We start from the raw sequence: 24,514 nt of genomic DNA, 5'->3' as shown, positions 1-24,514 counted from the left end.
AGGTGCGGGGTCGATCCTGTTCTTTCGCTCTCGTCACACCCCGGCATCCAAGGCTGCCAATCCCCTAGCAACTGTGGCACACAGGCACCGACTCACACCAATGATCCGAGTGTTCAGACATGATTCAGACCAGACCCGAGCTTATCGCCGCCATTCGTGACCGCTTCGCCCATGTGGACGAATGCCCGTTTCAGGGGCCGCGCATCTTCTTTGAAAACGCAGGCGGCGCGCTCACGCTCAAATCGGTGGTCGATACATCGGCACGATTTGCGGCCATCCCCGACAATCAGGGCCGTGACAATCCGGCCAGCCACGCGCTCGTCGATATCATCGCCCGGGCACGCGCGGACATGGCCACGCTGATGAATACCTCGTCTGGTCAGTTCTTCGTCGGGGAAAGCGGCACTGAATTGCTCTTTCGCCTGATCCGAACCGCCTGCGTCAATGCATCTCAGGGCGGGGTGGTCATCGGATCATCCATCGAACACCCGGCCAGCCGCTCTGCCGCTCGGCGTTGGGCTGAAATCGCGGACCTGCCTTATGTCGATGTCGGGCACGATGCCGCAACGGGGATGGTCACACCTGAGCATTACCGCGCAAAACTTACACCCGATGTCGCTGTGGCCACGATCGTCCATGCGTCGCCCGTGACCGGGATAGGAATGGATGTCGCCGGTATCGCCAAAACCATCCGCGAGATCGCCCCCGACGCGCTTATCATCGTCGATGGCATCCAACACGCGGCCCACGGTCAGCTCGACCTCGACAGCTATGACATCGACGGCTACGTGATCTCTCCCTACAAGGCCTTCTCGCGCCACGGCTATGGCGTCGCATGGATTTCCGACCGGATGACGGCTCTGCCGCATGACATGCTGATCGACGCGCCCGCCACAGGCTGGGAATTCGGCACGCGCGACACCGGGGCCTATGCCACCATGTCGGATGTGGTCTCTTACTTCGACTGGCTGGGCGGCGAGGTGTCCGACGCCACAGAGCCCCGGGCCCGGATCGAAGCAGCGGGCCAAGCGATCCACGCCTATGAAACGCACCTCACCAACGCGCTGATTCACGGGACCGGTAATTTGCCCGGCCTTGCCGAAATGGAGGGCGTCACGATCATCGGCGGCGTCGACAACCCGGCGCGCGAAGGGCTGGTCTCGATTGCCATCGACGGGCACGCTTCGGGCGATGTGGTTACCCGTCTCAACGACCATGGCATTCGCACCCATATCCGCAAGGCCGATCACTATTCGGGTAACGTGCTCACCCCACTTGACCTGAATGATGCGGTGCGAATTTCCCTGTGCCACTATAATACCGAAGCCGAGGTCGCCGCGCTTCTTTCGGTGATCCGCGACATGCTCGAATAAGGCCCAGCAAGGCCGGGGGGTTGTTCACACGGGTTTGATCGCCTACCTATAGTGGACCACACGGTCCACTACACGTTTCGGGCGTGGTGGCACCGTATCCATGAGGAAGGCAAACACAATGGCCCGCCCCCGCGAATTCGACCCTGACAAGGCCCTGAAGGACATCCAGAAAGCCTTCTGGATGAACGGCTATCATGGCACGTCGATGCATGATCTCGAAGATGCGACCGGGCTTCGCAAGCAATCACTCTATCGCGAATTCGGCAACAAGGACTCCATGTATGACCGCGCGATGGAACTTTACATGACGCGCGACGTGGCCGAACTTGCCGGCGTTCTTCAGGGACCGGGCGACGCCAGAACCCGCTTTCGGCATTTTCTCGATGTGGTGCTGGATGCGCCGCGCCGGGGGGATCGTTCGGGCTGTTTTCTGTGCAATTCCGCCATCGACCGCGCCCATGAGGATGCGGCCACGGCCGAGAGTGCGCGTGCGGGTATCGACGGCACCCTCGCGCTCTTTGAACAGGTGCTATCGGCAAGCCCACCTTACGACACCGATATCGAAAGCCGCCGCGCCGAGGCCCGCGTTCTGGTCTCCGGTTACTTGGGTCTGCGCGTGATGATCCGCGCCAGCACGCCGACCGCGACGCTGGATGCGATCGCGGACACGCTTGTCTCCACGATCTGAGGCCCACGATCGGGCGTCACCTGAGAAGCGCGCCACCATCGACGACAAGCTCCGTTCCGGTGATATAGGACGCCCCCTCCGAGAGCAGGAACACCGCCGCCTGCGCCACCTCATCGGGACGCGCCACCCGGCCCAACGGCGCAAACGCCCCGACCTCGGCCAGCTTGTCCTCGCTATCCCAGCGCGCCTGCATCGGAGTCGCGACCGAGCCGGGGAAAATCGCGTTTGACCGGATACCGTCACCCGCCAACTGCATCGCAAGCGAGCGTGACAGCGCCCCGACCCCGGCCTTGGCGGTGGAATAGGCATCCTGTGGCTTGGGGTCGCCGCGCAGGCATTGCACGGTCGAGAAATGCACCATCGCCCCGCCGCCTGTGCGCTTCATGTGCGGCACCGCTGCCCGCGCTGTATGCACCATCGACTTGAGCGTGATGGCGAAAACCTCGTCCCAGACGTCCATGTCAATCTCAAGAAGTGAAACATCCCGGTCGAACCACAGCACCCCCGCGACATTCGCAAGGCAGTCAAGCCGCCCGAACCGCGCCACGCCCGCTTCGACGGTGTCGCGAACGAAATGTTCCTCTCGCAGATCACCAACGGCGAAATGCACCCGGTCCCCATGGGCGGCAAGGCTGTCGGGCATCGGCTTGAGGTCGATGCAAATCACGCTGCCGCCCGCGTGCAGAATGATCTCAGCTATGGCAAGGCCCATACCGCCGCCCGCCCCGGTAATCAGCGCAACGCGTCCCGAGAAATCATAATTCACTGAAGCAGGCATGCTCGATCACCTTCAGGTATGGCAGCCGGGTCAGTCCCGGTCATCCTGTCCCAGCTTGGGCGAAGCCCGGTTCAGCCGCAACTCCGCATTCGAGAACGTCATCGGCGCACGCACTCCGGGCACACCCTCCGGGGTGATCTGCATGCCCCGCGCCACGACCTGCGGATCGGCAAAGACCTCGTCCATTTCGTTGATCGGCCCGGCCGGCACACCCTCGGCCTCGCAGGCCGCCAAAAGGCCGGCCTTGGTAAAGCTGCGCGTGCGCTCATCCAGAAGCACGTTCAGGCGCTCTCGGTTTTCTACCCGATCGGCATTGGTCAAAAATTCGGGCGCCTGCGCCAGCCCCTCACAGCCCAGAACCCCGCATAGCCTCTGATACTGCCGATCATTGCCGGTCGCGATGATGATATGCCCGTCCGAACAGGCAAAGACCTGATAGGGCGACAGGTTCGGGTGATAGTTCCCCATCCGCTGCGGCGCCTGCCCGGTCGAAAGATAGTTCATCGCCTGATTCGCGGTCACCGCCACCGCCACATCGAGAAGCGACATGTCGATCTGCTGTCCTTCGCCGGTGCGCTCCCGTTGATGCAGGGCGGCAAGGATGGCCGTGGTCGCATAGACCCCGGTGAACACATCCGTGACCGCCACGCCCACCTTCTGCGGCTGACCCGCCGGATCGCCGGTGATCGACATGAGACCCGACATGCCCTGAATGATGTAATCATATCCCGCGCGATGCGCATAAGGTCCGTCCTGCCCAAATCCGGTGATCGAACAATAGATGAGGCCGGGGTTGATCTCGCTCAGGCTCGCGTAATCCAACCCGTATTTGGCAAGACCACCAACCTTGAAATTCTCGATCACCACATCCGCGTCCCGGATCAGGTCGCGTAGCTGCGCCTGCCCTTCTTCGGTGCGGAAATCAACGGTAATGCTCCGTTTGCCGCGGTTGCACGCGTGGAAATAGGCCGCCGTCCGGTCGTCTTCGCGCTCGATGAAGGGCGGGCCCCAGTTGCGCGTGTCATCGCCACCCGGGCTCTCGACCTTGATCACCTCGGCCCCGAGATCGGCCAGTGTCTGACCGGCCCATGGACCGGCCAGTATACGCGCCAGTTCGACGACTTTCAGTCCATCAAGAGGCGTGGTCATTCCTCCAGCTTCTCGTCGATCAGCGCGCTAAGCTCAGAATAGCTCATGTTACCGTGCTTTTCACCGTTGATCAGGAGCGTCGGAGTGGATTCGATTTCGTCCTTCTCTGCGTTCTGACGGAACCAGGCCACAAGGGTGCGTGCGCGCTCTTCGTTCTCGAGACAGGCATTCACCTGCTCGGCATCAAGGCCCGCGACCTTGCCGATCCTGCGAAGCGCGTCTCCGGCCTGCACCGGGTCACCTTCCCCGATCCACTCACGTTGCTGTTCATAGATCATGTCGGCGATGCCAAAGAACTTCTCTTCTCCGCCACAGCGGGCAACCATCGACGCCCAAAGCCCGAGCTGATCGAAATACACGTCGCGGTAAACGAAGTTAATCTTGCCCGTGTCGATGTAATCGGTTTTCAGCTTCTTGAACTGGTTGTCGTGGAAGTTGGCGCAATGCGGACAGGTGAACGACGCATATTCCGTCACCGTGACCTTCGCGTCTTCCGGGCCCATCGTCATTTCAACAATGCTCGAGGTGTCGACCTCTTCCTGCGCCGCGTCTCCGTTCTGCGCGGCGTCGGCGCTGTCGGTATTGCGGCCTTGCATGGTCCACCATGCGGCGCCCGCGATAACGGCAAGGGCCACGGCCCCCGCTATGATCAGTCTGCTCATGGAAATTCCTTCCCGGATCAGTGTTTACGTTTGGATAGGATATTGGCCCCCAGCGCGTCCAGTGCCCGTTTGAGATCGCTGTCGTGAACCTGCCCGACAAGGGTGCCTGCCCGCGCCTTGGCCTCGGGGCCGGGGGTGCGGGGGGGCTCCTTGGCCTTGCCCGCGAAGGCGACCTGCCCATCGGCAAAGCCGGTGGGCGCGGTCTGGGTAATACGGATACGGGAAATGGCGCTGTAGCCATAGACGGCGTTCACCTTCTCCCGAAGCTGCTCTTTCTGCATTTCCAGCATCGGCGCCTGCGCCCCGGTGGTCAAAAGGGTTAGTGTCGCGCCAAATCCCTGACGGCCATAGGACACCTCGACCGGATGCGCGATGCTGGCCACCTCTTCGCCGGCGATCTCGGCCCACCGGGTCAGAAGCCGCGACTGCGCGAACCCCCTGCTTTCCGAGGCACGCCTAATGCGCCCCTGCAAAAGCTGCGAGGTTCGCTGGAATCCTCTGGATGTTTTCTGTCCGGTCATGGACTGGCCTCTCATGTCGCCCATATAATAAGTTAAGCAGCGCCGGGTGCCAGCCCGAAACCCGCGCAAGGGGATAAAACATGTGTGAAGCCGCCGAAACCCGGCATCTGCTCGACTGGTATGACCACCACGCGCGCGATCTGCCGTGGCGCGTATCGCCGGTAGCGCGCGCGGCCGGTGTGCGGCCCGACCCCTACCGCGTGTGGCTGTCCGAGATCATGCTGCAACAAACCACAGTGGCGGCGGTCCGGGCCTATTTCGACCGGTTTACCGCGCGCTGGCCCAGCGTCACCGATCTGGCCCATGCCGAGGATGCCGACGTGATGGGCGAATGGGCGGGGCTTGGATATTATGCCCGTGCGCGCAACCTTCTGAAATGCGCGCGTGTCGTGGCCTCCGATCTTGGCGGCGCCTTTCCCGAAACCCGCGATGCACTTCAGGCACTTCCGGGGATAGGCCCCTATACATCCGCCGCAATCGCGGCCATTGCCTTTGATCAGGCCGAAACGGTGGTCGATGGCAATGTCGAACGGGTCATGGCGCGGCTTCACGATGTTCACACACCCCTCCCCGCCGCCAAGCCCGAACTGACGGCGCGTGCCGCACATCTGACGCCAAAGGCGCGGCCGGGCGACTATGCGCAGGCCGTGATGGACCTTGGTGCAACGGTCTGCACACCCCGCTCGCCCGCCTGCGGAATATGCCCCCTGATGTCGGCTTGCGCGGCGCGCGCGGCGGGCACGGCAGGCGAGTTGCCCCGCAAGTCACCGAAAAAGGCCAAACCAACGCGCCACGGTATCGCCTATGTCGCGCAGCGGCCCGATGGCGCCCTCCTGCTCGAGACGCGTCCGGCGCGCGGGCTTTTGGGCGGCATGCTGGGCTGGCCGGGCTCGGACTGGTGCGATGATCCAACACCGCGCCCCCCGCTTGACGCGTCATGGCAGGAACTGCCCGAAGAGGCGCGCCACACCTTCACCCATTTCCACCTGCGCCTGCGGGTTATGGTCGCGCATGTCGATACCACCAGCACGCCCGAAACGGGTGATTTTCATGCCCCGCACGGCTTTCACCCGTCAAAATTACCCACCGTCATGCGCAAAGTCTTTGATCTGGCGCGTGGCAGCCTGCGCGAAATGGTATAGACTCGCAGCAAATCTGTTCCTCATGTCCCGAGTGATCCCATGACGACACGAACACCTGTCTCACACATTCGCAATGCGCTCCCCTTCTGGATGTCGCTCCTGCTCGTGCCGCTCGCCGTCTGGGGCGCGATGCAAGGCGGCTGGACCGTGATTCTCCTGCCTCTGGCTACGTGGTATCTGTTCACGATCCTCGATGCGTTTGTCGGCCTCAACCTTGACAACAACGACGTCGACACCCCCGAGGATCAGCTCTTTTGGTATCGCGCTGTCACGCTGATCTGGGCGCCGGTACAGTTCGCGCTGCTGGCGTGGATGCTGTGGTATGTGCCCGCCGCCGATCACCTTTCAGTGCTCGAAAAGATCGTTCTCTTCCTCGGGCTGGGCGTGATCACCGGCACGGTCGGCATCAACTACAGCCACGAGCTCATGCATCAAAAACCCCGTGGTGAACGGCTTCTTGGCGATGCGCTTCTTGCGATGGTGCTCTATTCGCATTTCCGGTCCGAACACATGCTGGTTCATCACCGCTATGTCGCGACCCCGCGCGATCCGGTCACTGCACGCTATAACGAAGGCTTCCACCGGTTCTTTCCCCGCGTCCTGCGGCAATGCTACGTCTCGGCCTTCAACGCCGAAAAGGCCATGCTCAACCGCAAGGGCAAACCTTGGACAGATCTCTCTAACCCGTTCTTCCGGTACTGGGCGATGCAGGGCCTGATGCTGCTCATCGCGATCCTGCTGGGCGGGGTCGCGGGGGTGCTCTTGTTCCTGTGGCAGGCGTTCATCGCGATCTGGCAGCTTGAGCTGGTAAATTACGTCGAGCATTACGGGCTGACGCGCAAACATCTGGGCAGCGGCCGATATGAGCACGTTCACCCCCGTCACAGCTGGAACGCGGCGCACAAGGCGTCAAACTGGCTTCTGATCAACCTGCAACGCCATTCCGACCACCATTACAAGCCCGACCGGCGGTTCCCGCTCCTGCAAAACCATACCGAAGAGGACGCCCCGCAACTCCCCTACGGATATCCGCTGATGACCATGGCGGCGATGGTGCCGCCCATCTGGCGGCGGGTCATGAATCCCCGCGTGCGGCGCTGGCGACAGATGTATTACCCCGAAATCAACGACTGGAAACCTTACAACAAGGCGCTCAACCCGGCGCCGCGCTAAGGCCACGCACCAAACATCGCCGCAAATGGCTCTGGTTCAAGTGGCCGGTTTCAAGTGGCCGGTCTTGACATAAAGAAGGCATCCTTCGTCAGACTGCGGAGCATGCCGCGATCCCGCCGGATTACGCAGCCATGTGCCTTGGGGATAATCGCCCTCCTCATCCGAAAGGTGCCCTTCAAGAACGAGCACCTCCTCTCCGCCCGGATGGCTGTGCGCACCCCGCGCCGTGCCGGGGGCCCAGCGTTCAAGAACGACCCGTTCGGCTCCGGCCTCGTGCAATGGCAGAACGGAAACACCCGCAACGTCGCTTTCTTCAAAATGGGCGCACGTTGTGTCCACGGCAAACTGCGCGGTGTCGCTTTCCTCGAACTGACATAGCTTGACGAAAATCGTGCAGCCCGGCTCGGTATGTGGGGTGTGTGACGACCCGATCGGATTGCGCACATAGTATCCCGCCGGGAAATCCCCCGTTTCGTCGGAAAACACCCCGTCAAGCACCAGATACTCTTCGCCGCCGCCGTGGGTGTGCGCATCGAAATACGACCCCGGCGCAAACCGCACGAGGGTGGTGGCGCGCGCCACCTCTTCGCCCACCCGGTCCAGCATCATCCGCTCAACCCCCGCCGCCGGAGAGGCAACCCATTCCCGATCTTCGGGCCGCACCACTGCCCGGCGTGAAAAATCCGCGTTGATCCGCATTCGGTCCCTACTCCCTGTCTTGCTTTCATGATGATAACGCGTTCGCTTGCCATGGCCAGAGCTTCGGGTAAACCAAGCTGAAACGGATTAGAGCGGGGTGCTCCCAAATGGGTTCATAAACGGCAGCCTCAAGGCAGTTGTCAAAGCGCCCTCAGCTTACGGCGCTCTTGACGGATCAAAAAGCAAGGCCCGAAGCGCCGCTCGGAAAAGGAGTTTGGCCACGGGTGTTAAGCTGATCATCCAGCAGGTCTACTGCATGAAGGCTCCATTTGGGGTGAGAACAACTGTCATACGTGGCATGTAATTCGTCGACCACGACGCCAAAGCAATCAGGTTTTTTGCCAAAGTGTTTTTGCCATAGCACTTAGTGCTATTTGCTCTTTCGCGCGGAATCCACTTTGCATTGCGCTGAACGGTCCCATCGGGCGGAACACATAAAAAGCTATTGGACGGTCTCATTTTCCAGTGGCCACTTGAGGCATTTTTGGTCCGTGTTTCTACTTGGTAGTTTGATGGCCTAAGAGTTTTCCAACCCCAAAGCATGCCTTCCTTTTGAACTGTCAAAATGATGTCTTGCTGCCCATTGTCAGCTCCAATGTGCTTGCATTGGCCATTTTTGAGAACAAACCATCCCGTGAATGATGACTTCCCGCCAAAAAATAGGGCGACCGCCGTGTAATGGTTTGCAATACGAATTGTTGAGCCAGTGCGATTGCACAAATCGGCGGCGTGGGCTGCACTGACAAAAACGAACGACGCGAGAGTGGATATAATCAATTTTCTCAAAACCTATCCCCTGTTTCCAATACTTGGATTGCCTGAATTGCTTTGTGGTAAAATTCTTGAACGCCTGCGCCACACCTTTGTGGAACTCAGGCTTCCCCGTGCTTTCTCAATGAATTCAAAATTGCCGTTGAACCTTGTCCATGTCTAGAAAATAGTGATGTCTTATGCGGTGCGCGCCATCTCAGCATCATGCCGCTGTAGCGCAGAAAATCCTCTTGTCCCGACGGTTCAGACGTCCGGGGACACCTCTCAATTTGGGGTTTGATCGGCGTGGGCATCAGGCCAAAAGCCAGCCGAGGTAGCCAACATAGCACGCAAGCAGAACTCCCCCTTCGCGCCGGGCCAGCCGCCAACCGCTCCGGGTGAACACAATGATCAGCAAAGCCGCCGCAGACATCACCCAGATATCGAGCCTTATGATTTCAAGCGGAACCGCCATCGGTTGAACAATAGCGGTAATTCCCAGAATTCCGAGGATATTGAATATATTGCTGCCAAGAACGTTGCCCAAAGCGACGTCGCCCTGACTTTTGCGAACTGCTATGATGGATGTAACAAGCTCCGGCATCGAGGTGCCGATCGCAACAATCGTCAAACCGATCACCGTCTCTGAAAGACCGGCGGCTTGGGCCGTGGAAACTGCTCCCGACACCAGAAACCGCGCGCCAAGGATCGTCAGCACAAGGCCGATTGCCGCGATACCAATGGAAATCCCAAGCGTGTAATCCGGTCCGGGCACGGCGTCGGCCTCGGCCACATAAACCGCTTCGGAGGCCGAGATGCTTGGTCCTTTCTCGGACCAGAGCGTGAACGCCAGATACGCAATGAGCACCATGAGGAAGGTTGCGCCGATCAAGCGGCTCACCTCGCCGAACAGCACTGCGGCAAGACACATGAGCGTGGCAAGAACCATCACCGCCCCATCTCGCCGCAATGCCTTCGGATCAACCGCGATGGGGGCCAGCAACGCAGCAATGCCAAGGATCAAAAGCGCGTTGCCGATATTGCTTCCAACCACATTCCCCATGGCAATCCCCGAGGAGCCGGACAAGGCGGCCTGAAGACTTGTCACCAGTTCCGGTGTCGATGTGCCGAACCCGACCAAAGTCAGGCCAATCACCATTGGCGAGACGCCAAAGGATTTGGCCCCCGATACCGCCCCACGAACCAACATCTCTCCACCGATGATCAACCCGATCAGACCGATGATGATTAAGAAAGCGGCACTCATGCTTGAACTCTTCTTGTTGTGCAGCGAGGCGGCGTCCTGAACGGTTCAGACAAGCGGCGTTACATGCTCAGACGGATATAACGTCATGCAGTCCCGAAAAAAGCCGCTGACCCTGACAATCGCAACATTTTTTAAGGCTCCGCACCTTTATCCTGAGAGATCAGCGAAAGGCGAAACGCTTAACCACCAGACCGCGCCACACCTCATACTCTCCTGCATGAAAAAAGGCCCCACCACAAAGGGCGGGGCCACGAGGTAAGTGCCTATGTCAGGCCACAGGCACCGGCGGTGTTCGTTGTTGCGAGTTCAGTTCGGCCGCTCGGCCATTTCTGCCCGGATTTGTTGACGGAAAACGTCGATCGGCACGCGCTTGCCATCGCGCTGAATGCACCAATAGGTCCAGCCGTTACAGCTTGGCGCGCCCTCAAGGGCGGCGCCGACCTGATGGATCGACCCTTTGACATCGTCACCGACAAGCGTGCCATCGGCGCGAACCTTGGCCTTGAACCGGTTGTTCATGGAATAAAGGTTTTCGCCCGGTCGCAGCATGCCGCGCTCGATAAGTTGGCCGAAGGGCACACGCGGTTCGGCGCGCTTTGATTGGCTCACCTCAAGCGTTTCGCGATCAAACTTGCGCACCTTCGCCAGCCGCTTCTCGGCCACCTCGCGATAGGATGCCTCGCGCTCGATCCCGATATAGTCGCGGCCCAGCATCTTGGCCACGGCGCCCGTCGTGCCTGTGCCAAAGAACGGATCAAGCACCACATCGCCCGGATTGGTCGTTCCGACAAGAACACGGTGCAAAAGGCTTTCGGGCTTTTGCGTTGGATGCGCCTTGCCCCCATCCGCATCCTTGAGCCGCTCGTGCCCGGTGCAGATCGGCAAAACCCAATCGCTGCGCATCTGGATACCGTCGTTGAGTGATTTCAGAGCCTCGTAGTTGAAGGTGTATTTGCCCCCTTCTTCCTTGCTGGCCCAGATCATGGTCTCATGCGCATTGGTCAGGCGCTTGCCCCGGAAATTGGGCATCGGATTCGACTTGCGCCAAACCACGTCGTTGAGAATCCAGAACCCTTCGTTCTGAAGCGCGGCACCTACCCGGAAAATATTGTGATACGACCCGATCACCCAGATCGCGCCACCCGGCTTCAGGATGCGCCGCGCCGCTCGAAGCCATGCCGTCGTGAACTGATCATAGGCTGTGAAAGACGCGAACTGATCCCAGGCATCATCCACCGCATCCACCTGGCTGTTGTCCGGCCGGTGAAGATCGCCCTTAAGCTGAAGGTTATATGGCGGATCGGCAAAGATGAGATCCACAGACGCCTCGGGCAGCCCGTTCATCATCTCGATGCAATCACCGTCGAGGATAGTGTTGAGAGGAAGCGCTTGCGCGCCCTCGGCTTTCGTCTTGATCTTCATTTTCTGCCTCTGTCCCCGGCGCCTGAGTGCGCTCTGGTTGTTGAGACAGAGGATGAGTCAAACCTGATTCGTGGTCAATTTCTTTTTTGAATCAGTCACTTATAAAATTATCTTGATACAAGATATTGTGTACCGGTTTAAAGGAACGTCTATGGTGTGGGCTCACACCAAGATTTCGGATCGCTTCTTTGTGGCTTTTCGAAGCGTATCCCACGTTGGTGTCCCATCCATAGCCGGGCCAGTGTTGCGCCAAATCCCACATGACACGATCCCGACATATTTTGGCCATGATTGAGGCCGCTGAAATCGACACCGAAAGCGCATCGCCCTTGATCACGGCACGCGCCGGAAGTTTCAGATTTCGGGGGATCATGTTGCCGTCGATCAGGCACATGGCCGGGCTGAGCGCGAGCCCGGCAAGCGCGCGCTCCATCGCAAGATGCGAGGCGCGCAGAATGTTGAGGTCGTCAATTTCCTCGACGCTCGCATGCGCCACCGAGACCTGCGCGACCCGCGCGATTTCATCATGAAGCACCTGCCGTCGCTTGGCCGAAAGCTTCTTGGAATCGTCAAGCCCCACGGGAATGCAGCGCGGATCAAGGATCACGGCCGCTGCTGTCACCGGCCCGGCCAACGGTCCACGTCCTACCTCATCGACACCCGCCACAATCGCATGTCCGGCAGCCATCGCTTCGCGCTCAAGATCGAAATTCGGTCCCATACCGCCTATTATTCCCGATCGCGTCATGAAGTGAACCTCAAAAGCACCGCCGATCAAACCGCGCACAAAAAAGAGGAGGGCAATTGCCCTCCTCTCCTGCTCGATCCGGCACGCTTAGCGGCGTGCCACCTGATATCCGAATTGGCCAAGGCAGCGTTGACGATAGATCACGCGGCTGTAGTGCCCGTTGCGGTTCCGTGCGCGCACCGCGCATTGTTGCGGCAGGCTGTTGGCATGGCCGTAGTGGCGATTGAGACAATGGCGCCCAAAGCCACGGACGGCCCCCCTGCGGGTCTGGCCGCGCACGATACAACGACCGGGCAAAAGCTTGCGCTGAACGGCGCGTGGCACCGGGCGCGCGTGCTTGTTATGCTTCCGCCAGCTGTATTCGTCGCTGTGGCCATAGGCCGTGCCGCGCCCGTCATTGTGATTGCGATACTCATGCGCCTGCTGGCGGCGGTGGCGCTTCTTCTTGTTCGCGTCGGCAATACCCGCCCCGATGATGGCGAGGGCGGCAATACCCGCGATCCATTTCGCGGTATCCTTGTCATCGGCGCGCGCCGGTGCGGCGGTCAGGCCGGTCAGCGCGATCGCGAGGGCGGAAATGATCGTGATAAATCTCGTATGTATCTGCGTGAACATGGGGGGTCCTTTCCGGGCAGCGTCCCTGTCGATGTCTTGCGCCCCATTTAGGGCTGTGGGCGTTGATGCATCAAAACTGGGCCAGACCCGCTCAGACAGGCAATAACCACCCGGTGTTATCCGATAACGCCCGCATTTCGGGCCTTCTGTTATTGAATAGCCGGGCCGCCTCGCGCATCTTGTCGTCATGAAGCAGATGACCCTTGCCCTCGCCCTCGTGTCCACCCTCATAGGCGCACCCGCCCATGCCGGATGTCAGGTCGAATACAAAGCCAAGCGCGACAACCCGCTTGAGCTTTTCTATGATGTGGCCCAGATTAGTGGCCCCTGCACCGTGGCCGCCGCGTCAGAGGCGCTACAATCGCGGCTGGCCGCCGCCGGGCTGACCCTTCTCAAGGTGATCTCGGTGACTGACACATGATCCCGCGGAGGGCGCCCAATGCAAGAGACCAGCACCACTGCTGCCGATGCCCGCCGCTCGGGGAACCGGATCGTTGTCGCGGGCGTCACCGCCATCGTGGTGATCCTGACCCTTGCGGCGGTCTTTATCTTCGTGTCGCTGCCGGATGCCAACGCCTTCAATGCGCGGGTCGAACGGATATTCGTCGAGAACGACGCGCTCACCTCGGACGCCGAGATCAAGCTGCTGGAAATTCTTGCGCTGTCGGGCACCGCGTTTTCCGAAACGCTGGTGAGCTACCGGATGGTGATCTTTGTGCTGCTGGTTTTCGCGGCGGCACTTCTCATTGCGGCGGTCGTGTTTCTCATCATGCTTGTGGCGCTCAACCGGCGCATGGCGCAGATCGAACGCTCGGGCATTCAGGTCAGCTCTCTCTTGATCAGCCGTGCCGAGAAGTCGGTCTATCTCAACAATATGGGGTTCAAACTGACGGATGCCGCGCTTGAAACGCTGTCGATACTGGCTGAGGCGCGGATGGATGGAGACGTGCTCACCGGGGCCGAGATCGAGGCGATCATCTCGGGCCGCTCAGCGGCGGATTGCGAAGAGGCCGCAGGCGCCACGCGGATCAAGCGCCTGCGCGACACACTCGGAAATCAGCTTGTGAGCGAACTTCTGGTCAAGAACATCGCGCGTCAGGGCTATGTGCTTGCCATCGACAAGGACGTGATCCGCGTTATCTGACCCCCGCACAAGACGGACTGACAGGATGACTCACCTTCCCTATCTCACACGCTGCACCGAACTGGCAGAAGAGGCCGTCGCCGCTGGAGATCAGCCCTTCGGCTCCGTCCTGGTTGATCGTAACGGCACGATCCTGCGGGAAGAACGCAACCGCGCGAGCACCTGCGATCCCACGCGCCACCCCGAATTCGATCTCGCGCGCTGGGCCGGTGCCAATATGACGCCCGAGGAACGGCGGAACGCCACGGTCTATACGTCGGGCGAGCATTGTCCGATGTGTACCACCGCGCACGCGCTCGCCGGGCTTGGCCCGATCGTCTATGCCACCTCGACCGCGCAACTCCGCGACTGGCTGCAAGAGCTTGGATGTCCGCCCTCCTCCTTCGTCTCCCGTCCAATCGGCGAAGTCGCGCCCGAAATCCCGACCACGGGCCCGTTTGACGCGTTCGCCGCCCGCATCCGCGCCCTTCACATTCGCGCGCACAATGCGGTTTCGTGAGTGGTCAGGCCCGGGCGGGCCCGGTTCTGATCGGAAGATCATGCGCCTCCGCGAATGATCTGATCGCCGTGCGGAAATGCTCTCGAAACGAAACAGATGCCTTTGAATTCTGCTCGGCGCTGGGGACGGCAAAACAATATTGAATGCTCAATGTCGGTTCGAACGGACGGATACAGACCCCGGCGTGGGACCACAGAGGGGCCGAAAAAGGTTCGGCCAGACTTGAGGCCAACCCGTTTGCGATCATCGCGTATCGCGTGAAAGAGGTATGGCACCAGATGCGCCGCTGCGCTGGTGCCTCCAATGACCTGCGAAGATCATCGGATTCTTGAATGTCCTGCACCCTGTCCGCCATACCGCCGATAAGGCGCTCTTCCTCCAAGTCACGCGCGTTCAGATGATCCTTCTTCATAAGCGGATGGTCCGACTTCGCGGCAAACACATAATCCGCTTCAGCCAACCATTCGATATCAATCCCATCCATGCCCGGAATGTTGAAGGTTATGGCCAGATCGACACGGTCCTCCTCCAAAGCGATAAGCGCCGAACCGTAGGTTGCCGTATCTATCTCGACCACGGTATTTGGAAAGCTTTCCTGAAAACTTCTGAGTGCGAGCGGCAAAACCGTTGCCGACATTGTCGGAAGGCACGAGACCCGCAGCCGTTGCCCAAAACCCAAGCGAATCTCTTCTGCAACCCTCTCCAGAGATTCCAGCCCGGTGATGCTGCGTTCGACCTCCTTGAAGAACTTGAACCCCTCCGACGTTGGCCTGAGACCACGCCCCGAACGCACGAACAACTTGAACCCGACACTCTTTTCAAGCTCGGAAATCATACGACTGACACCTGACTGAGTAAGCCCCATGGCCTCGGCTGTCGCCACGATTGACCCAAGGCGGACCACGTGGATGAATGCCTGCAACTGACGAAAGGTCATGGCCGTCCCATCATTGAGTATTTCGCATTTACGATGATGATTTATGCGGATGTGTCAACATTCAGCGTGTGCAAAACTGTCGTCAATCTCTTTTGACAAAACAGGAGCGAGCTATGAATGCTTCAAAAAAGAACCGCGACGTCCTCCAACCGGGTCCATATGATCGCCGGCAGTTCCTGAAAACCACCGCAGCAGTTGGCGCCGCGGGGGTGATCGGGTCAGCCTTGAGTCTTCAATCAGCCCAAGCCTCCACGCCAAAGCGCGGCGGCGTTTTGCGTCAGGCCCTCCGGGGCGGCGCGACGACCGACACGTTGAATGGCGGAACCCTGCAAGCCGCTCATCCGATCAACGTAAGCTGGCAGCTCCGCAACAATCTGACCGAGATCGACGCCGATGGTCAGGTGGTTGGTGAATTGGCCGAGTCCTGGGAGGCATCAGACAACGGAAAGGTCTGGGTCTTCAACCTCCGCAAAGGGGTCGAATTCCACAATGGCAAATCCCTCGAGGCTGCGGACGTCATCCACTCATTGAACCTGCACCGCGGCGAAGAAAGCGAATCCGCCGTCTCAGGCATCATGAACGCGATCAGTGACATCAAGGCCGACGGCAAACAGAGGGTGATCGTGGAACTGGCGAATCCCAACGCCGACTTCGCCTTTCTGATGTCGGATTATCACCTCGTCATTGGCCCTGAGGGCACAAACGGTGAGCAGTGGGACAAGGGCATCGGAACCGGGCCCTTCATACTCGAGGAATGGGAGCCGGGGGTGCGCGCCCTTACCAAAAGGAACCCGAACTACTTCAAGGACGGCATGCCATATTTCGACGCGGTCGAAACGCTCAACATCGCCGACGTAGCAGCACGAACAAGCGCGCTTCAAACGGGCGAAGTGGATGTCATAGAAGACCCTGATTTGAAAACGCTGCACCTTCTGGAGCGGTTACCCGGAATTGATGTTCTGGAAGTCGGCGGAACCCGCCACTTTCCCTATCCCATGTTGAAAACTGCCTCACCATTTGACGACAAGGATGTCCAAATGGCGTTGAAACTGGTCGTTGATCGCGAGGAATGGGTCGAAAAAATCCTCAAGGGTCATGGGTACGTGGGCAATGACCACCCGGTTGGTCGCAATCAACAGTTCTTCGCCGACTCTCTGGAACAGCGCGTTTATGACCCTGACAAGGCTCGATTCCACCTCAAGAAGGCAGGATACGAAGATAACCTAAGCGTCGAATTGGTTGCGTCCGACGTTTATTCCGGGGGCGTTGACGCCGCATTGCTTTATCAGGCGTCCGCAAAAGCCGCAGGTATCAACATTGACGTAAGAAGGCTGCCGAAAGACGGTTACTGGTCAGAGGTGCCATTGAACGTGCCGTGGCATGTCAGCAGTCTCGCGGGGCGCGCAACCATCGATTGGGTGATGTCGGTATCTTACGCCGCCGATGCGCCATGGAATGACACGACATGGGCAAACGAGCGTTTCAACAAGCTGTTGAAAGAAGCGCGGGGAGTGTTTGATAAGGCGAAGCGCGCTGAAATGTATCATGAAATGCAACAGCTCGTTCGCGACGATTGCCCCACGGTCATCCCTGCGTTTGCAAACTTTATCGCGTGCAAGACCGACAAGATCGGCACCCCGGAAAAACTCGCATCGAACTCTCAGCTTGACGGGCTCAAGAATTGCGAACGTTGGTGGTTTGCATAAGTCGAAGACGAGTCGCACCAACCGGATATTCCCCGAGATCAGCCGCGATGCCCATGTCCGCGCGGGTTAACGGGTCCGAAAAATTGGTTGGTGACAGCGTAGCACGACGATCGTAAAGGGCCGCGGGCATCCTGCCCGCGGCCCCTTCTTTTAAGTGTTAGATCTCAGGCCGCGTGATGGCCATCAATGCACCACCGCATCGTCCGGGCGGGGCCTGTCCGAGCTTCCCACACGGTCGCCGATAACAAGGCCCTCGGCCCCTGCTGTCACCGGCACGGTCGCCCCGTCAAGGATATCACCCGACAAAAGCGCCTCGGCCAACGGATCCTGCAACGCCCGCTGGATCACCCGCTTGAGCGGACGCGCGCCAAACACCGGGTCATAACCCTCATTGGCAAGCCACTCGCGCGCAGCATCGTCCAGTTCGAGTGTGATCTTCTTGGCCGCCAACCGCTTGAGCAGACGCCGCATCTGGATATCCACGATGCCCGCCATGTCCTCACGCTTGAGCCGATCGAAGATGATCGTTTCGTCCAGACGGTTCAGGAACTCGGGTCGGAAATGTGCCCGCACCGCATCCATCACGTCGCGCTTGGCGTCGGCCCCGTCCGCGTTCTCGGGCAATTGGCTCAGAGCCTGTGACCCAAGGTTCGAGGTGAGCACGATCAGCGTCTGCTTGAAATCCACGGTGCGCCCATGACCATCGGTCAGAACGCCGTCATCAAGCACCTGCAACAGCACGTTGAATACGTCCGGGTGCGCCTTCTCGACCTCGTCGAACAGCACCACCTGATAGGGCCGTCGCCGCACCGCCTCGGTCAGGACACCGCCCTCGTCATAGCCGACATAGCCCGGAGGCGCGCCGATCAGGCGGGCGACCGAGTGTTTCTCCATGAATTCCGACATGTCGATGCGCACCATGGCGCTGTCGTCGTCGAACAGGAACTCGGCCACCGCTTTGGTCAACTCGGTCTTGCCAACACCCGTTGGCCCAAGAAACAGGAACGACCCGAGCGGCCGGTTCTCGTCGTTCAATCCCGCGCGCGCCCGGCGCACGGCATTGGCCACGGCCTTGACGGCCTGATCCTGACCGATCACGCGGCGATGCAGGTTCTCTTCCATACCCAGAAGCTTCTCGCGCTCGCCCTCCAGCATCTTGGCGGTCGGGATACCGGTCCAGCGTTCCACGACCTGCGCAATCTGTTCGGGGCGCACGGCCTCCTCGACCATCATGCCTTCGGCTTCCTGCTCTTCGGCTTCGGCGAGTTGCTTCTCAAGTCCCGGAATGACGCCATAGCTCAGCTCACCGGCCTTCGCCAGATTGCCCTCGCGCTTGGCTGCGTCAAGCTCGATGCGGGCGCGGTCCAACTCCTCCTTGAGCTTACGGGCCCCGGCCAGCTTGTCACGCTCGGCTTGCCATTGCGCGGTCATCTCGCTCGCGCGCTCCTGCAAGTTCGAAAGCTCTTTTTCAAGCTTCTCAAGCCGGTCTTTCGAGGCCGCGTCGTCCTCTTTACGCAGCGCCTCCTGCTCGATCTGCATTTGCAGGATTTGCCGGTCGAGCGCGTCAAGCTCCTCGGGCTTGCTGTCCACTTCCATGCGCAAACGGCTTGCCGCCTCGTCCATCAGGTCGATGGCCTTGTCCGGCAGAAAGCGGTCGGTGATATAGCGATGGCTCAGCGTCGCCGCCGTGACCAGCGCGCTGTCACTGATGCGCACGCCGTGATGCAGCTCGTATTTCTCCTTGATACCACGCAGAATCGAGATCGTGTCCTCGACGGTCGGCTCCTCGATGGTGAGCGGCTGGAACCGACGGGCAAGCGCCGCGTCCTTTTCCACATGCTTGCGGTATTCATCGAGCGTGGTCGCACCAACACAGTGCAACTCGCCCCGCGCCAGCGCAGGCTTGATCAGGTTGGCGGCATCCATCGCGCCATCGGCCTTGCCCGCGCCCACAAGCGTGTGCATCTCGTCGATGAAAAGGATGATCTCGCCCGCCGCCGACGTGACCTCGTTCAGCACGGCCTTAAGCCGTTCCTCGAACTCACCGCGATATTTGGCCCCGGCAATAAGCGCCCCCATATCAAGCGCCAGAAGCCGCTTGTCGGCCAAGCTCTCGGGCACATCGCCATTCACGATCCTGAGAGCAAGGCCCTCGGCGATCGCGGTCTTGCCCACACCCGGCTCCCCGATCAGAACAGGGTTGTTCTTGGTCCGGCGTGACAAAACCTGCATCGCGCGGCGAATCTCGTCATCGCGGCCAATGATCGGGTCGATCTTGCCCTCCTCGGCGGCCTTGGTCAGGTCATGGGCATATTTTTCAAGCGCCTCATACGTGTCTTCGGCGCTGGCACTGTCGGCCTTGCGCCCCTTGCGCACGTCATTGATCGCCTCGTTCAGGCTTTGCGCACTGACGTCACCGGCCTCGAGGGCCTCTTTCGCGCCGCTCTTGACCACGGCCAGCGCCGTCAAAATGCGCTCCACCGGCACGAAACTGTCGCCCGCCTTGTTGGCAAGCTTTTCGGCCTCGGCAAGCACCTTGCCGGTTTGTTGATCCATATAGGTCTGACCCGCGTCGCCCGTCACGCGCGGGATTTTCGAAAGCGCGATGTCAAGCGCCTGAACCACACGTTCGGGCGATCCGCCCGCACGCCGGATAAGGTTGCTCGCCAACCCCTCGCCGTCATCCATCAAGGCTTTCAGAATATGCTCGGGCGCCAGTTTCTGGTGGCTTTCCCGCATGGCGATCGTCTGGGCGGCCTGAACAAAGCCGCGTGACCGCTCGGTGAACTTCTCAAAGTCCATCCCAACTCTCCTTTTACAAGCGTTACCCCGGTGCGCACCCAACCTTAGGCATGCGTCATTCGGGAACCTCTGATAGGGAAATGGGCAATATCATGCCGATCTTCAAGCAATCGTGAACGTGTTTTTTGCCGCAGGCGAAACAAAATCGGCCCAAGCCCGTTAAATTTTCAGGAACTTTCCTAAGTTATCACTGCAGGACATGTTCCGGCAACGAGCAGAAGGAAAACGACAATGCAGATCGACAAGATTGAATTTGATCAGGTCCGCTACAACCCTGAATTCAGCGCCTTCGAAACACTCATTCGGATCCACGATCAGGGCCGAACATATACCTACCCGACCTCGATCAAAGCCACAGTTTACGCCGAATTCGGGGATATCGCCCGCCGCCTGAGCGAAAGCGCGGCACGGGCGCATGCGGACAAATATCCCGGCCTCCATATGACGGCCCCTGCGACGGATACCGATTATCAGGCGCGCGTCGCCGAAATCCTCGCCAGCGGCGCGATGTCCGGGGGCGCAACCGATCCGCGCCTTGCCGCCTGATCATGGATGGCATGCCCCCTGAGCGGGGAAACTGGTCTGCCGATTCACCCTGTATGCGTCAGCGGGGTGGCGTATCCGTCCCGAAACGGCGGATTGGTGGCGCAATGCTGATCAGTAAAATCGAGTTTCATGACCTGAAATACCGACCGGAACGTGACGCGCATCTTGCCGTCATTGTTCTGACGACCGATCTGGGGTGTCTGTCGCTTGTCTGTCATGCCCAGTGCCCCAAGGATCATCCGATCAACGATATCGCGCTCGAGTTGATGCGCGACGCGGTGCGACAAGTGCGCCAGATGCCTGAATACCGCCGCAACCCACGCGGCGTTCAGATCGCCGAGGACGCACCGCTCGAGTTCCCGCAAAGCGCTTGACGCGATCTCACCGCATGGCCAAAACCGGCGCGACCCACAACAAGGATCGCCGCCATGCCCCGCCTCCCCGCCGATGACAGATTGATCGTGGCGCTTGACGTGCCCAACGCGCTGGCCGGTCTGAAACTCGCCGAAACGCTGGGCGACAGCGTTTCTTTCTACAAGATCGGCCTCGGTATGCTGACCGGTGGCGGCCTCGCCCTCGCCAACGAGCTCAAGCAGGATCAGGGCAAGCGCATCTTTCTCGACATGAAGCTCTTTGACATCGGCGCCACCGTGGAAACTGCGGTGCGCGGATTGGCACAGTTCGACCTCGATTTTCTCACCGTGCATGGTGATCCGCATGTGGTGCGCGCCGCCCGCGAGGGCGCGGGTGGCGGCGATATGAAAATCCTCGCTGTCACCATTCTCACCTCGCTTGATCGCGGCGACCTTGATGCAGGGCTCATCCGTCCCGGCGACCTCCCCGAGCTTGTCGCCGAGCGCGCGGCCCGCGCCTTCGAGGCCGGGGCCGACGGCGTTATCGCCTCCCCGCAGGAGGCCGCCATGATCCGCGCCCTGCCCGAAGCAAAAGACCGGCTCATCGTCACGCCCGGCGTCCGCCCCCAAGGCAGCGCGCTGGGCGATCAGAAGCGCGTGGCGACTCCGGCACAGGCCATTGCCGACGGGGCCGACCACATTGTCGTTGGTCGCCCCATCTGGGCCGCCAAAGACCCCCGCGACGCCGCCCGCGCGATTCTGTCCGACCTGCCCTGACTGTCCCCAAAGCGTTTCGGAAAGGTGATCCTTCACGTTTTCCCCGGGCGCTTTAATTGTTCGGTGATACATGCACCGACGCGATACTTACGTTACTACCGACGTGAATACCGACGTTGTGTGCTGTGCAGTAATACCTGCTTAATCTGTTCAGAAACCACAAGATATGGTGTAGGATAAGCCTACCTAACGCAAAACAAAGCCATGCCCGCCTTTTGCCGAGATTGCCTTTCATCAACGCCCATGCCCGGCCGCTGCCCCGCATGCCGAAGCCCGCGTGTCATCTCGCACCCCGAGCTTTACTCGCTCGGGATCGCGCATATGGATTGCGATGCTTTTTATGCCAGCGTCGAAAAACGCGACAATCCCGATCTTGCCGACAAGCCGGTCATCATAGGGGGTGGTCGTCGCGGGGTTGTCTCGACCGCCTGCTATATCGCCCGCATTCGCGGCGTGCGCTCGGCAATGCCCATGTTTCAGGCGCTCAAACTCTGTCCCGAGGCCGTTGTCCTGCGTCCGCGCATGGAGGTTTACGTTTCCGTTTCACGCCAAATTCGCGCGCTAATGGAAGAACTTACGCCATCGGTCGAGCCTCTTTCCCTTGACGAGGCATTCATGGACCTGACCGGCACCGAGCGTCTGCACGGCGCACCGCCTGCCGTCATGCTGGCCCGTCTGGTCCGGCGGATGCGCGATGAGTTGGGTGTCACAGGCTCGATTGGGCTCAGCCATAACAAATTCTTAGCAAAGGTCGCGTCTGATCTTGATAAACCAAGGGGGTTTTCCGTGATCGGACAGGCCGAAACAGCTGATTTCCTGCGCGACAAACCGGTGCGCATGATCTGGGGTGTCGGACAGGCTGCGCAGGCTTCGCTCGACAAGGCGGGGATCAGAACTTTCTCGGACCTGCTGCGCTGGGAACAAACCGACCTCGTGGCGCGCTTCGGCTCGATGGGCGACAGGCTCTGGCATCTTGCTCGCGGACAGGACCGCCGCCGCGTCGAGGCCCGCGCCCCCGTCAAATCGATTTCGAACGAAACCACCTTCCGCGACGATACGTCCAGCACCGATCTGCTTGATGGCCATATCTGGCGGCTGTCCGAAAAAGTGTCGGACCGGGCCAAGGCGCGGCATCTGGCAGGGCGGGTCGTCACGCTCAAGCTCAAGCGCGCGAATTTCACCGCGATCACCCGGCGTATCGCCCTGCGCGACGCCTCGCAGATGGCCGACACGATTTACCGCCAGGCCCGCGCCCTCTTTGATCAGGTGGATCACACCGCGCCCTATCGCCTTGTGGGGGTCGGCATTTCCGATCTGGTAAACGAAGGCGCCGCCGATCTTTCGGGCGATCTCCTTGATCCAGACGCCCGCCGGAGAAGCGAAGCCGAGCGCGCCACCGATGCCATCCGGCAAAAGTTCGGCGACAAGGCGATCGTCAAGGGCCGCGCGCTGCGTTAGGGATTCGTTTACTCTGCCGCGAGCGTCTGTTCGCCGGGACGGCCGATTTCGATCAATTCTGCCAGAATTGATCTCATAAGTATTTGAAATTCTGCAAAATTACTGTTGGGCAAAACAGTTCTTTCATCCATGTAAAGCGACCGGTCAATCTCGATCTGAAGCGCATGGCGATTGCGCGCCGGTCGCCCATAACTTTGCGCCACATAGGCCCCCGCAAACGGTGAATTGCGCGTCACACTAAGCCCCGCCCGCACGAATGCCGACTCGACCTGATCCACCACATCAACCGATGCGGACGCCCCGAACCTGTCACCAAGAACAACCTGAGGCCGCGTCTTGCCGCGTTTCGAAATCGCCTCGACAGCTTCATGCGGCATCGAGTGGCAATCAAACAGAATCGCCTCTCCGAACTGGGCATATGCCTGATCAAGCTGGGATCTGAGCGCCGCATGATACGGATGCCAGTATTGCACAATCCGACGCTCTGCCTCGTCCCGGGTCAGCTTGCCGGTGTAAATCGACTGACCGTTGGCCACCACACGCGGTATCACCCCAAGCCCCGAGGCGACACGCGGGTTGTGCCCGCTGGGCCGCACCCCTTCGATCAGGGCCGGATCAAGTTCATCCGCCCCCCGGTTCAGATCGATAAATGCCCGTGGCGCCCCGGAATGCAGAAGCGGCGCACCCAAATCCGGCGCAACCTCAAGAAGTTGATCCACGAACGCATCCTCCGAAGACCGGATCGCAAGCCGATCAAGCCGCGAATGCGCAAGGAACCAATGCGGATAATCCCGCCCGCTATGCGGCGAGGCAAAGACCACGCTCGTGGTTCTTTTGACAGGCTCGGCAAGATGGTAGGCGTGGCGTGGCATTGGTCCTCCGGATACGGGTTTAGCATAGCCCGAAAAATTCACTCATCAAAAGCCCTTGATCACCTCTTCGACTCCTTTTATAGACAGCGACGCTGCGGCGCGGTTTTCCGCGCCCCTGTTGTTTGGGGGCATGGAACCGGGTCACGGATAACGGGCGATTAGCTCAGCGGTAGAGCACTTCGTTGACATCGAAGGGGTCACTAGTTCGATCCTAGTATCGCCCACCATTTTCACTGTTCCCGGCCTTCCGGGGGCACCCGCAACCAGAAGGCGCTGGCCCGCGCCGCGACAGAAAGAGGAAAGAACGATGAAGGTTCGTAACTCGCTCCGTTCGCTCAAGAACCGGCACCGGGATTGCCGCGTGGTGCGCCGCAAAGGCCGCGTCTACGTGATCAATAAAACCCAGCGCCGTTTCAAAGCCCGCCAAGGCTGA

At 60.0% G+C, this 24,514-nt stretch carries 26 protein-coding genes and 1 tRNA gene; 14 read left to right on the top strand and 13 right to left on the bottom strand.

What is annotated here, in order from left to right; all coding sequences use genetic code 11:
• Positions 1-119 precede the first annotated feature (119 nt).
• Both V8359_RS08350 and V8359_RS08345 read left to right on the top strand, forming a co-directional pair.
• Complete coding sequence (locus tag V8359_RS08350; RefSeq protein ID WP_336428304.1) at positions 120-1,373, top strand: aminotransferase class V-fold PLP-dependent enzyme; 1,254 nt, start codon at positions 120-122, stop codon at positions 1,371-1,373.
• Positions 1,374-1,491: 118 nt separating this feature from the next.
• Positions 1,492-2,061, top strand: coding sequence for a TetR/AcrR family transcriptional regulator (locus tag V8359_RS08345; RefSeq protein WP_336428303.1), 570 nt, complete (start codon positions 1,492-1,494; stop codon positions 2,059-2,061).
• 16 nt (positions 2,062-2,077) lie between these two features.
• On the opposite strand, the gene V8359_RS08340 is transcribed toward V8359_RS08345, so the two are convergent.
• The 4 genes from V8359_RS08340 to V8359_RS08325 are packed head-to-tail and all read right to left on the bottom strand — an operon-like array spanning position 2,078 to position 5,171.
• The gene (locus V8359_RS08340) at positions 2,078-2,839 is read right to left on the bottom strand and encodes an SDR family NAD(P)-dependent oxidoreductase (protein WP_336428302.1); all 762 of its coding nucleotides are present in this window, start codon (positions 2,837-2,839) and stop codon (positions 2,078-2,080) included.
• 30 nt (positions 2,840-2,869) lie between these two features.
• The gene (locus V8359_RS08335; protein ID WP_336428301.1) at positions 2,870-3,988 is read right to left on the bottom strand and encodes a CaiB/BaiF CoA transferase family protein; all 1,119 of its coding nucleotides are present in this window, start codon (positions 3,986-3,988) and stop codon (positions 2,870-2,872) included.
• Positions 3,985-4,650, bottom strand: coding sequence for a DsbA family protein (locus tag V8359_RS08330; protein WP_336428300.1), 666 nt, complete (start codon positions 4,648-4,650; stop codon positions 3,985-3,987). Before V8359_RS08330 ends, V8359_RS08335 begins: the two co-directional genes overlap by 4 nt.
• Positions 4,651-4,667: 17 nt before the next feature.
• On the bottom strand, positions 4,668-5,171 hold the full coding sequence (locus tag V8359_RS08325; protein ID WP_336428299.1) for a DUF721 domain-containing protein: 504 nt from the start codon (positions 5,169-5,171) through the stop codon (positions 4,668-4,670).
• Between the two features lie 80 nt (positions 5,172-5,251).
• On the opposite strand from V8359_RS08325, the gene mutY reads away from it, so the two are divergent.
• Both mutY and V8359_RS08315 read left to right on the top strand, forming a co-directional pair.
• Complete coding sequence (mutY, locus tag V8359_RS08320; protein WP_336428298.1) at positions 5,252-6,313, top strand: A/G-specific adenine glycosylase; 1,062 nt, start codon at positions 5,252-5,254, stop codon at positions 6,311-6,313.
• Between the two features lie 39 nt (positions 6,314-6,352).
• A complete protein-coding gene (locus tag V8359_RS08315) occupies positions 6,353-7,486 on the top strand; it encodes an alkane 1-monooxygenase (RefSeq protein WP_336428297.1) in 1,134 nt (377 codons plus the stop codon).
• Between the two features lie 36 nt (positions 7,487-7,522).
• On the opposite strand, the gene V8359_RS08310 is transcribed toward V8359_RS08315, so the two are convergent.
• From V8359_RS08310 to V8359_RS08285, 6 genes are all read right to left on the bottom strand, one after another.
• A complete protein-coding gene (locus tag V8359_RS08310; protein ID WP_336428296.1) occupies positions 7,523-8,185 on the bottom strand; it encodes a cupin domain-containing protein in 663 nt (220 codons plus the stop codon).
• A gap of 249 nt (positions 8,186-8,434) precedes the next feature.
• On the bottom strand, positions 8,435-8,971 hold the full coding sequence (locus V8359_RS08305) for a hypothetical protein (RefSeq protein ID WP_336428295.1): 537 nt from the start codon (positions 8,969-8,971) through the stop codon (positions 8,435-8,437).
• A gap of 277 nt (positions 8,972-9,248) precedes the next feature.
• Positions 9,249-10,202 carry a calcium/sodium antiporter gene (locus V8359_RS08300; protein WP_336428294.1) on the bottom strand — a complete coding sequence of 318 codons (954 nt, stop codon included), beginning with the start codon at positions 10,200-10,202 and terminating at the stop codon, positions 9,249-9,251.
• 306 nt (positions 10,203-10,508) lie between these two features.
• Positions 10,509-11,624 (bottom strand): site-specific DNA-methyltransferase, encoded by a 1,116-nt coding sequence (locus tag V8359_RS08295; RefSeq protein ID WP_336428293.1) that lies wholly within the window; start codon positions 11,622-11,624, stop codon positions 10,509-10,511.
• A gap of 91 nt (positions 11,625-11,715) precedes the next feature.
• Entirely contained in the window at positions 11,716-12,345 is a 630-nt protein-coding gene (locus V8359_RS08290) for a ribonuclease HII (RefSeq protein WP_336428617.1), read from the bottom strand.
• Positions 12,346-12,459: 114 nt separating this feature from the next.
• Positions 12,460-12,987: a hypothetical protein gene (locus V8359_RS08285; RefSeq protein ID WP_336428292.1), complete on the bottom strand. Its 528-nt coding sequence runs from the start codon at positions 12,985-12,987 to the stop codon at positions 12,460-12,462.
• 187 nt (positions 12,988-13,174) lie between these two features.
• On the opposite strand from V8359_RS08285, the gene V8359_RS08280 reads away from it, so the two are divergent.
• The 3 genes from V8359_RS08280 to V8359_RS08270 are packed head-to-tail and all read left to right on the top strand — an operon-like array spanning position 13,175 to position 14,630.
• A complete protein-coding gene (locus tag V8359_RS08280; protein WP_336428291.1) occupies positions 13,175-13,408 on the top strand; it encodes a hypothetical protein in 234 nt (77 codons plus the stop codon).
• A gap of 18 nt (positions 13,409-13,426) precedes the next feature.
• Positions 13,427-14,131 (top strand): hypothetical protein, encoded by a 705-nt coding sequence (locus V8359_RS08275; RefSeq protein ID WP_336428290.1) that lies wholly within the window; start codon positions 13,427-13,429, stop codon positions 14,129-14,131.
• Between the two features lie 25 nt (positions 14,132-14,156).
• Positions 14,157-14,630 (top strand): nucleoside deaminase, encoded by a 474-nt coding sequence (locus V8359_RS08270; RefSeq protein WP_336428289.1) that lies wholly within the window; start codon positions 14,157-14,159, stop codon positions 14,628-14,630.
• 4 nt (positions 14,631-14,634) lie between these two features.
• Here V8359_RS08270 and V8359_RS08265 read toward each other — a convergent pair whose 3' ends face one another.
• Entirely contained in the window at positions 14,635-15,567 is a 933-nt protein-coding gene (locus tag V8359_RS08265) for a LysR family transcriptional regulator (protein ID WP_336428288.1), read from the bottom strand.
• Positions 15,568-15,659: 92 nt separating this feature from the next.
• Between V8359_RS08265 and V8359_RS08260 the strand changes: the two genes are divergently transcribed.
• Positions 15,660-17,273, top strand: coding sequence for an ABC transporter substrate-binding protein (locus V8359_RS08260; protein WP_336428287.1), 1,614 nt, complete (start codon positions 15,660-15,662; stop codon positions 17,271-17,273).
• Positions 17,274-17,456: 183 nt separating this feature from the next.
• Here the strand turns inward: V8359_RS08260 and clpB are convergent, their stop codons facing one another.
• Complete coding sequence (clpB, locus tag V8359_RS08255) at positions 17,457-20,075, bottom strand: ATP-dependent chaperone ClpB (RefSeq protein WP_336428286.1); 2,619 nt, start codon at positions 20,073-20,075, stop codon at positions 17,457-17,459.
• Between the two features lie 231 nt (positions 20,076-20,306).
• Here clpB and V8359_RS08250 point away from each other — a divergent pair, with 231 nt between their 5' ends.
• The 4 genes from V8359_RS08250 (at position 20,307) to V8359_RS08235 (ending at position 23,209) form a co-directional block, all read left to right on the top strand.
• Complete coding sequence (locus V8359_RS08250) at positions 20,307-20,621, top strand: hypothetical protein (RefSeq protein WP_336428285.1); 315 nt, start codon at positions 20,307-20,309, stop codon at positions 20,619-20,621.
• 104 nt (positions 20,622-20,725) lie between these two features.
• Positions 20,726-20,995: a hypothetical protein gene (locus tag V8359_RS08245; protein WP_336428284.1), complete on the top strand. Its 270-nt coding sequence runs from the start codon at positions 20,726-20,728 to the stop codon at positions 20,993-20,995.
• A 54-nt stretch (positions 20,996-21,049) separates the two neighbouring features.
• Positions 21,050-21,751 (top strand): orotidine-5'-phosphate decarboxylase, encoded by a 702-nt coding sequence (pyrF, locus tag V8359_RS08240; RefSeq protein ID WP_336428283.1) that lies wholly within the window; start codon positions 21,050-21,052, stop codon positions 21,749-21,751.
• Positions 21,752-21,955: 204 nt separating this feature from the next.
• Positions 21,956-23,209, top strand: a complete 1,254-nt coding sequence (locus tag V8359_RS08235; RefSeq protein ID WP_336428282.1) for a DNA polymerase IV — start codon at positions 21,956-21,958, stop codon at positions 23,207-23,209.
• Between the two features lie 8 nt (positions 23,210-23,217).
• Here the strand turns inward: V8359_RS08235 and V8359_RS08230 are convergent, their stop codons facing one another.
• The gene (locus V8359_RS08230; RefSeq protein WP_336428281.1) at positions 23,218-24,081 is read right to left on the bottom strand and encodes an N-formylglutamate amidohydrolase; all 864 of its coding nucleotides are present in this window, start codon (positions 24,079-24,081) and stop codon (positions 23,218-23,220) included.
• 152 nt (positions 24,082-24,233) lie between these two features.
• Between V8359_RS08230 and V8359_RS08225 the strand changes: the two genes are divergently transcribed.
• A tRNA-Val gene (locus V8359_RS08225) sits at positions 24,234-24,308 on the top strand.
• An 80-nt stretch (positions 24,309-24,388) separates the two neighbouring features.
• The gene (gene ykgO, locus V8359_RS08220) at positions 24,389-24,514 is read left to right on the top strand and encodes a type B 50S ribosomal protein L36 (protein WP_005850168.1); all 126 of its coding nucleotides are present in this window, start codon (positions 24,389-24,391) and stop codon (positions 24,512-24,514) included.

The sequence above is a fragment of the Roseovarius sp. E0-M6 genome (assembly GCF_037083845.1).
GTDB lineage: Bacteria > Pseudomonadota > Alphaproteobacteria > Rhodobacterales > Rhodobacteraceae > Roseovarius.
The sequence above is the reverse complement of the archived record's forward strand: the minus strand, read 5'-3'. Positions and strand labels throughout refer to the sequence as shown.

Coding starts and splice junctions, on each gene's coding strand:
- V8359_RS08350 (WP_336428304.1), top strand. CDS start 120: ATGATTCAGACCAGACCCGAGCTTATCGCCGCCATTCGTGACCGCTTC.
- V8359_RS08345 (WP_336428303.1), top strand. CDS start 1,492: ATGGCCCGCCCCCGCGAATTCGACCCTGACAAGGCCCTGAAGGACATC.
- V8359_RS08340 (WP_336428302.1), bottom strand. CDS start 2,839: ATGCCTGCTTCAGTGAATTATGATTTCTCGGGACGCGTTGCGCTGATT.
- V8359_RS08335 (WP_336428301.1), bottom strand. CDS start 3,988: ATGACCACGCCTCTTGATGGACTGAAAGTCGTCGAACTGGCGCGTATA.
- V8359_RS08330 (WP_336428300.1), bottom strand. CDS start 4,650: ATGAGCAGACTGATCATAGCGGGGGCCGTGGCCCTTGCCGTTATCGCG.
- V8359_RS08325 (WP_336428299.1), bottom strand. CDS start 5,171: ATGACCGGACAGAAAACATCCAGAGGATTCCAGCGAACCTCGCAGCTT.
- mutY (WP_336428298.1), top strand. CDS start 5,252: ATGTGTGAAGCCGCCGAAACCCGGCATCTGCTCGACTGGTATGACCAC.
- V8359_RS08315 (WP_336428297.1), top strand. CDS start 6,353: ATGACGACACGAACACCTGTCTCACACATTCGCAATGCGCTCCCCTTC.
- V8359_RS08310 (WP_336428296.1), bottom strand. CDS start 8,185: ATGCGGATCAACGCGGATTTTTCACGCCGGGCAGTGGTGCGGCCCGAA.
- V8359_RS08300 (WP_336428294.1), bottom strand. CDS start 10,202: ATGAGTGCCGCTTTCTTAATCATCATCGGTCTGATCGGGTTGATCATC.
- V8359_RS08295 (WP_336428293.1), bottom strand. CDS start 11,624: ATGAAGATCAAGACGAAAGCCGAGGGCGCGCAAGCGCTTCCTCTCAAC.
- V8359_RS08290 (WP_336428617.1), bottom strand. CDS start 12,345: ATGGGACCGAATTTCGATCTTGAGCGCGAAGCGATGGCTGCCGGACAT.
- V8359_RS08285 (WP_336428292.1), bottom strand. CDS start 12,987: ATGTTCACGCAGATACATACGAGATTTATCACGATCATTTCCGCCCTC.
- V8359_RS08280 (WP_336428291.1), top strand. CDS start 13,175: ATGAAGCAGATGACCCTTGCCCTCGCCCTCGTGTCCACCCTCATAGGC.
- V8359_RS08275 (WP_336428290.1), top strand. CDS start 13,427: ATGCAAGAGACCAGCACCACTGCTGCCGATGCCCGCCGCTCGGGGAAC.
- V8359_RS08270 (WP_336428289.1), top strand. CDS start 14,157: ATGACTCACCTTCCCTATCTCACACGCTGCACCGAACTGGCAGAAGAG.
- V8359_RS08265 (WP_336428288.1), bottom strand. CDS start 15,567: ATGACCTTTCGTCAGTTGCAGGCATTCATCCACGTGGTCCGCCTTGGG.
- clpB (WP_336428286.1), bottom strand. CDS start 20,075: ATGGACTTTGAGAAGTTCACCGAGCGGTCACGCGGCTTTGTTCAGGCC.
- V8359_RS08250 (WP_336428285.1), top strand. CDS start 20,307: ATGCAGATCGACAAGATTGAATTTGATCAGGTCCGCTACAACCCTGAA.
- V8359_RS08245 (WP_336428284.1), top strand. CDS start 20,726: ATGCTGATCAGTAAAATCGAGTTTCATGACCTGAAATACCGACCGGAA.
- pyrF (WP_336428283.1), top strand. CDS start 21,050: ATGCCCCGCCTCCCCGCCGATGACAGATTGATCGTGGCGCTTGACGTG.
- V8359_RS08235 (WP_336428282.1), top strand. CDS start 21,956: ATGCCCGCCTTTTGCCGAGATTGCCTTTCATCAACGCCCATGCCCGGC.
- V8359_RS08230 (WP_336428281.1), bottom strand. CDS start 24,081: ATGCCACGCCACGCCTACCATCTTGCCGAGCCTGTCAAAAGAACCACG.
- ykgO (WP_005850168.1), top strand. CDS start 24,389: ATGAAGGTTCGTAACTCGCTCCGTTCGCTCAAGAACCGGCACCGGGAT.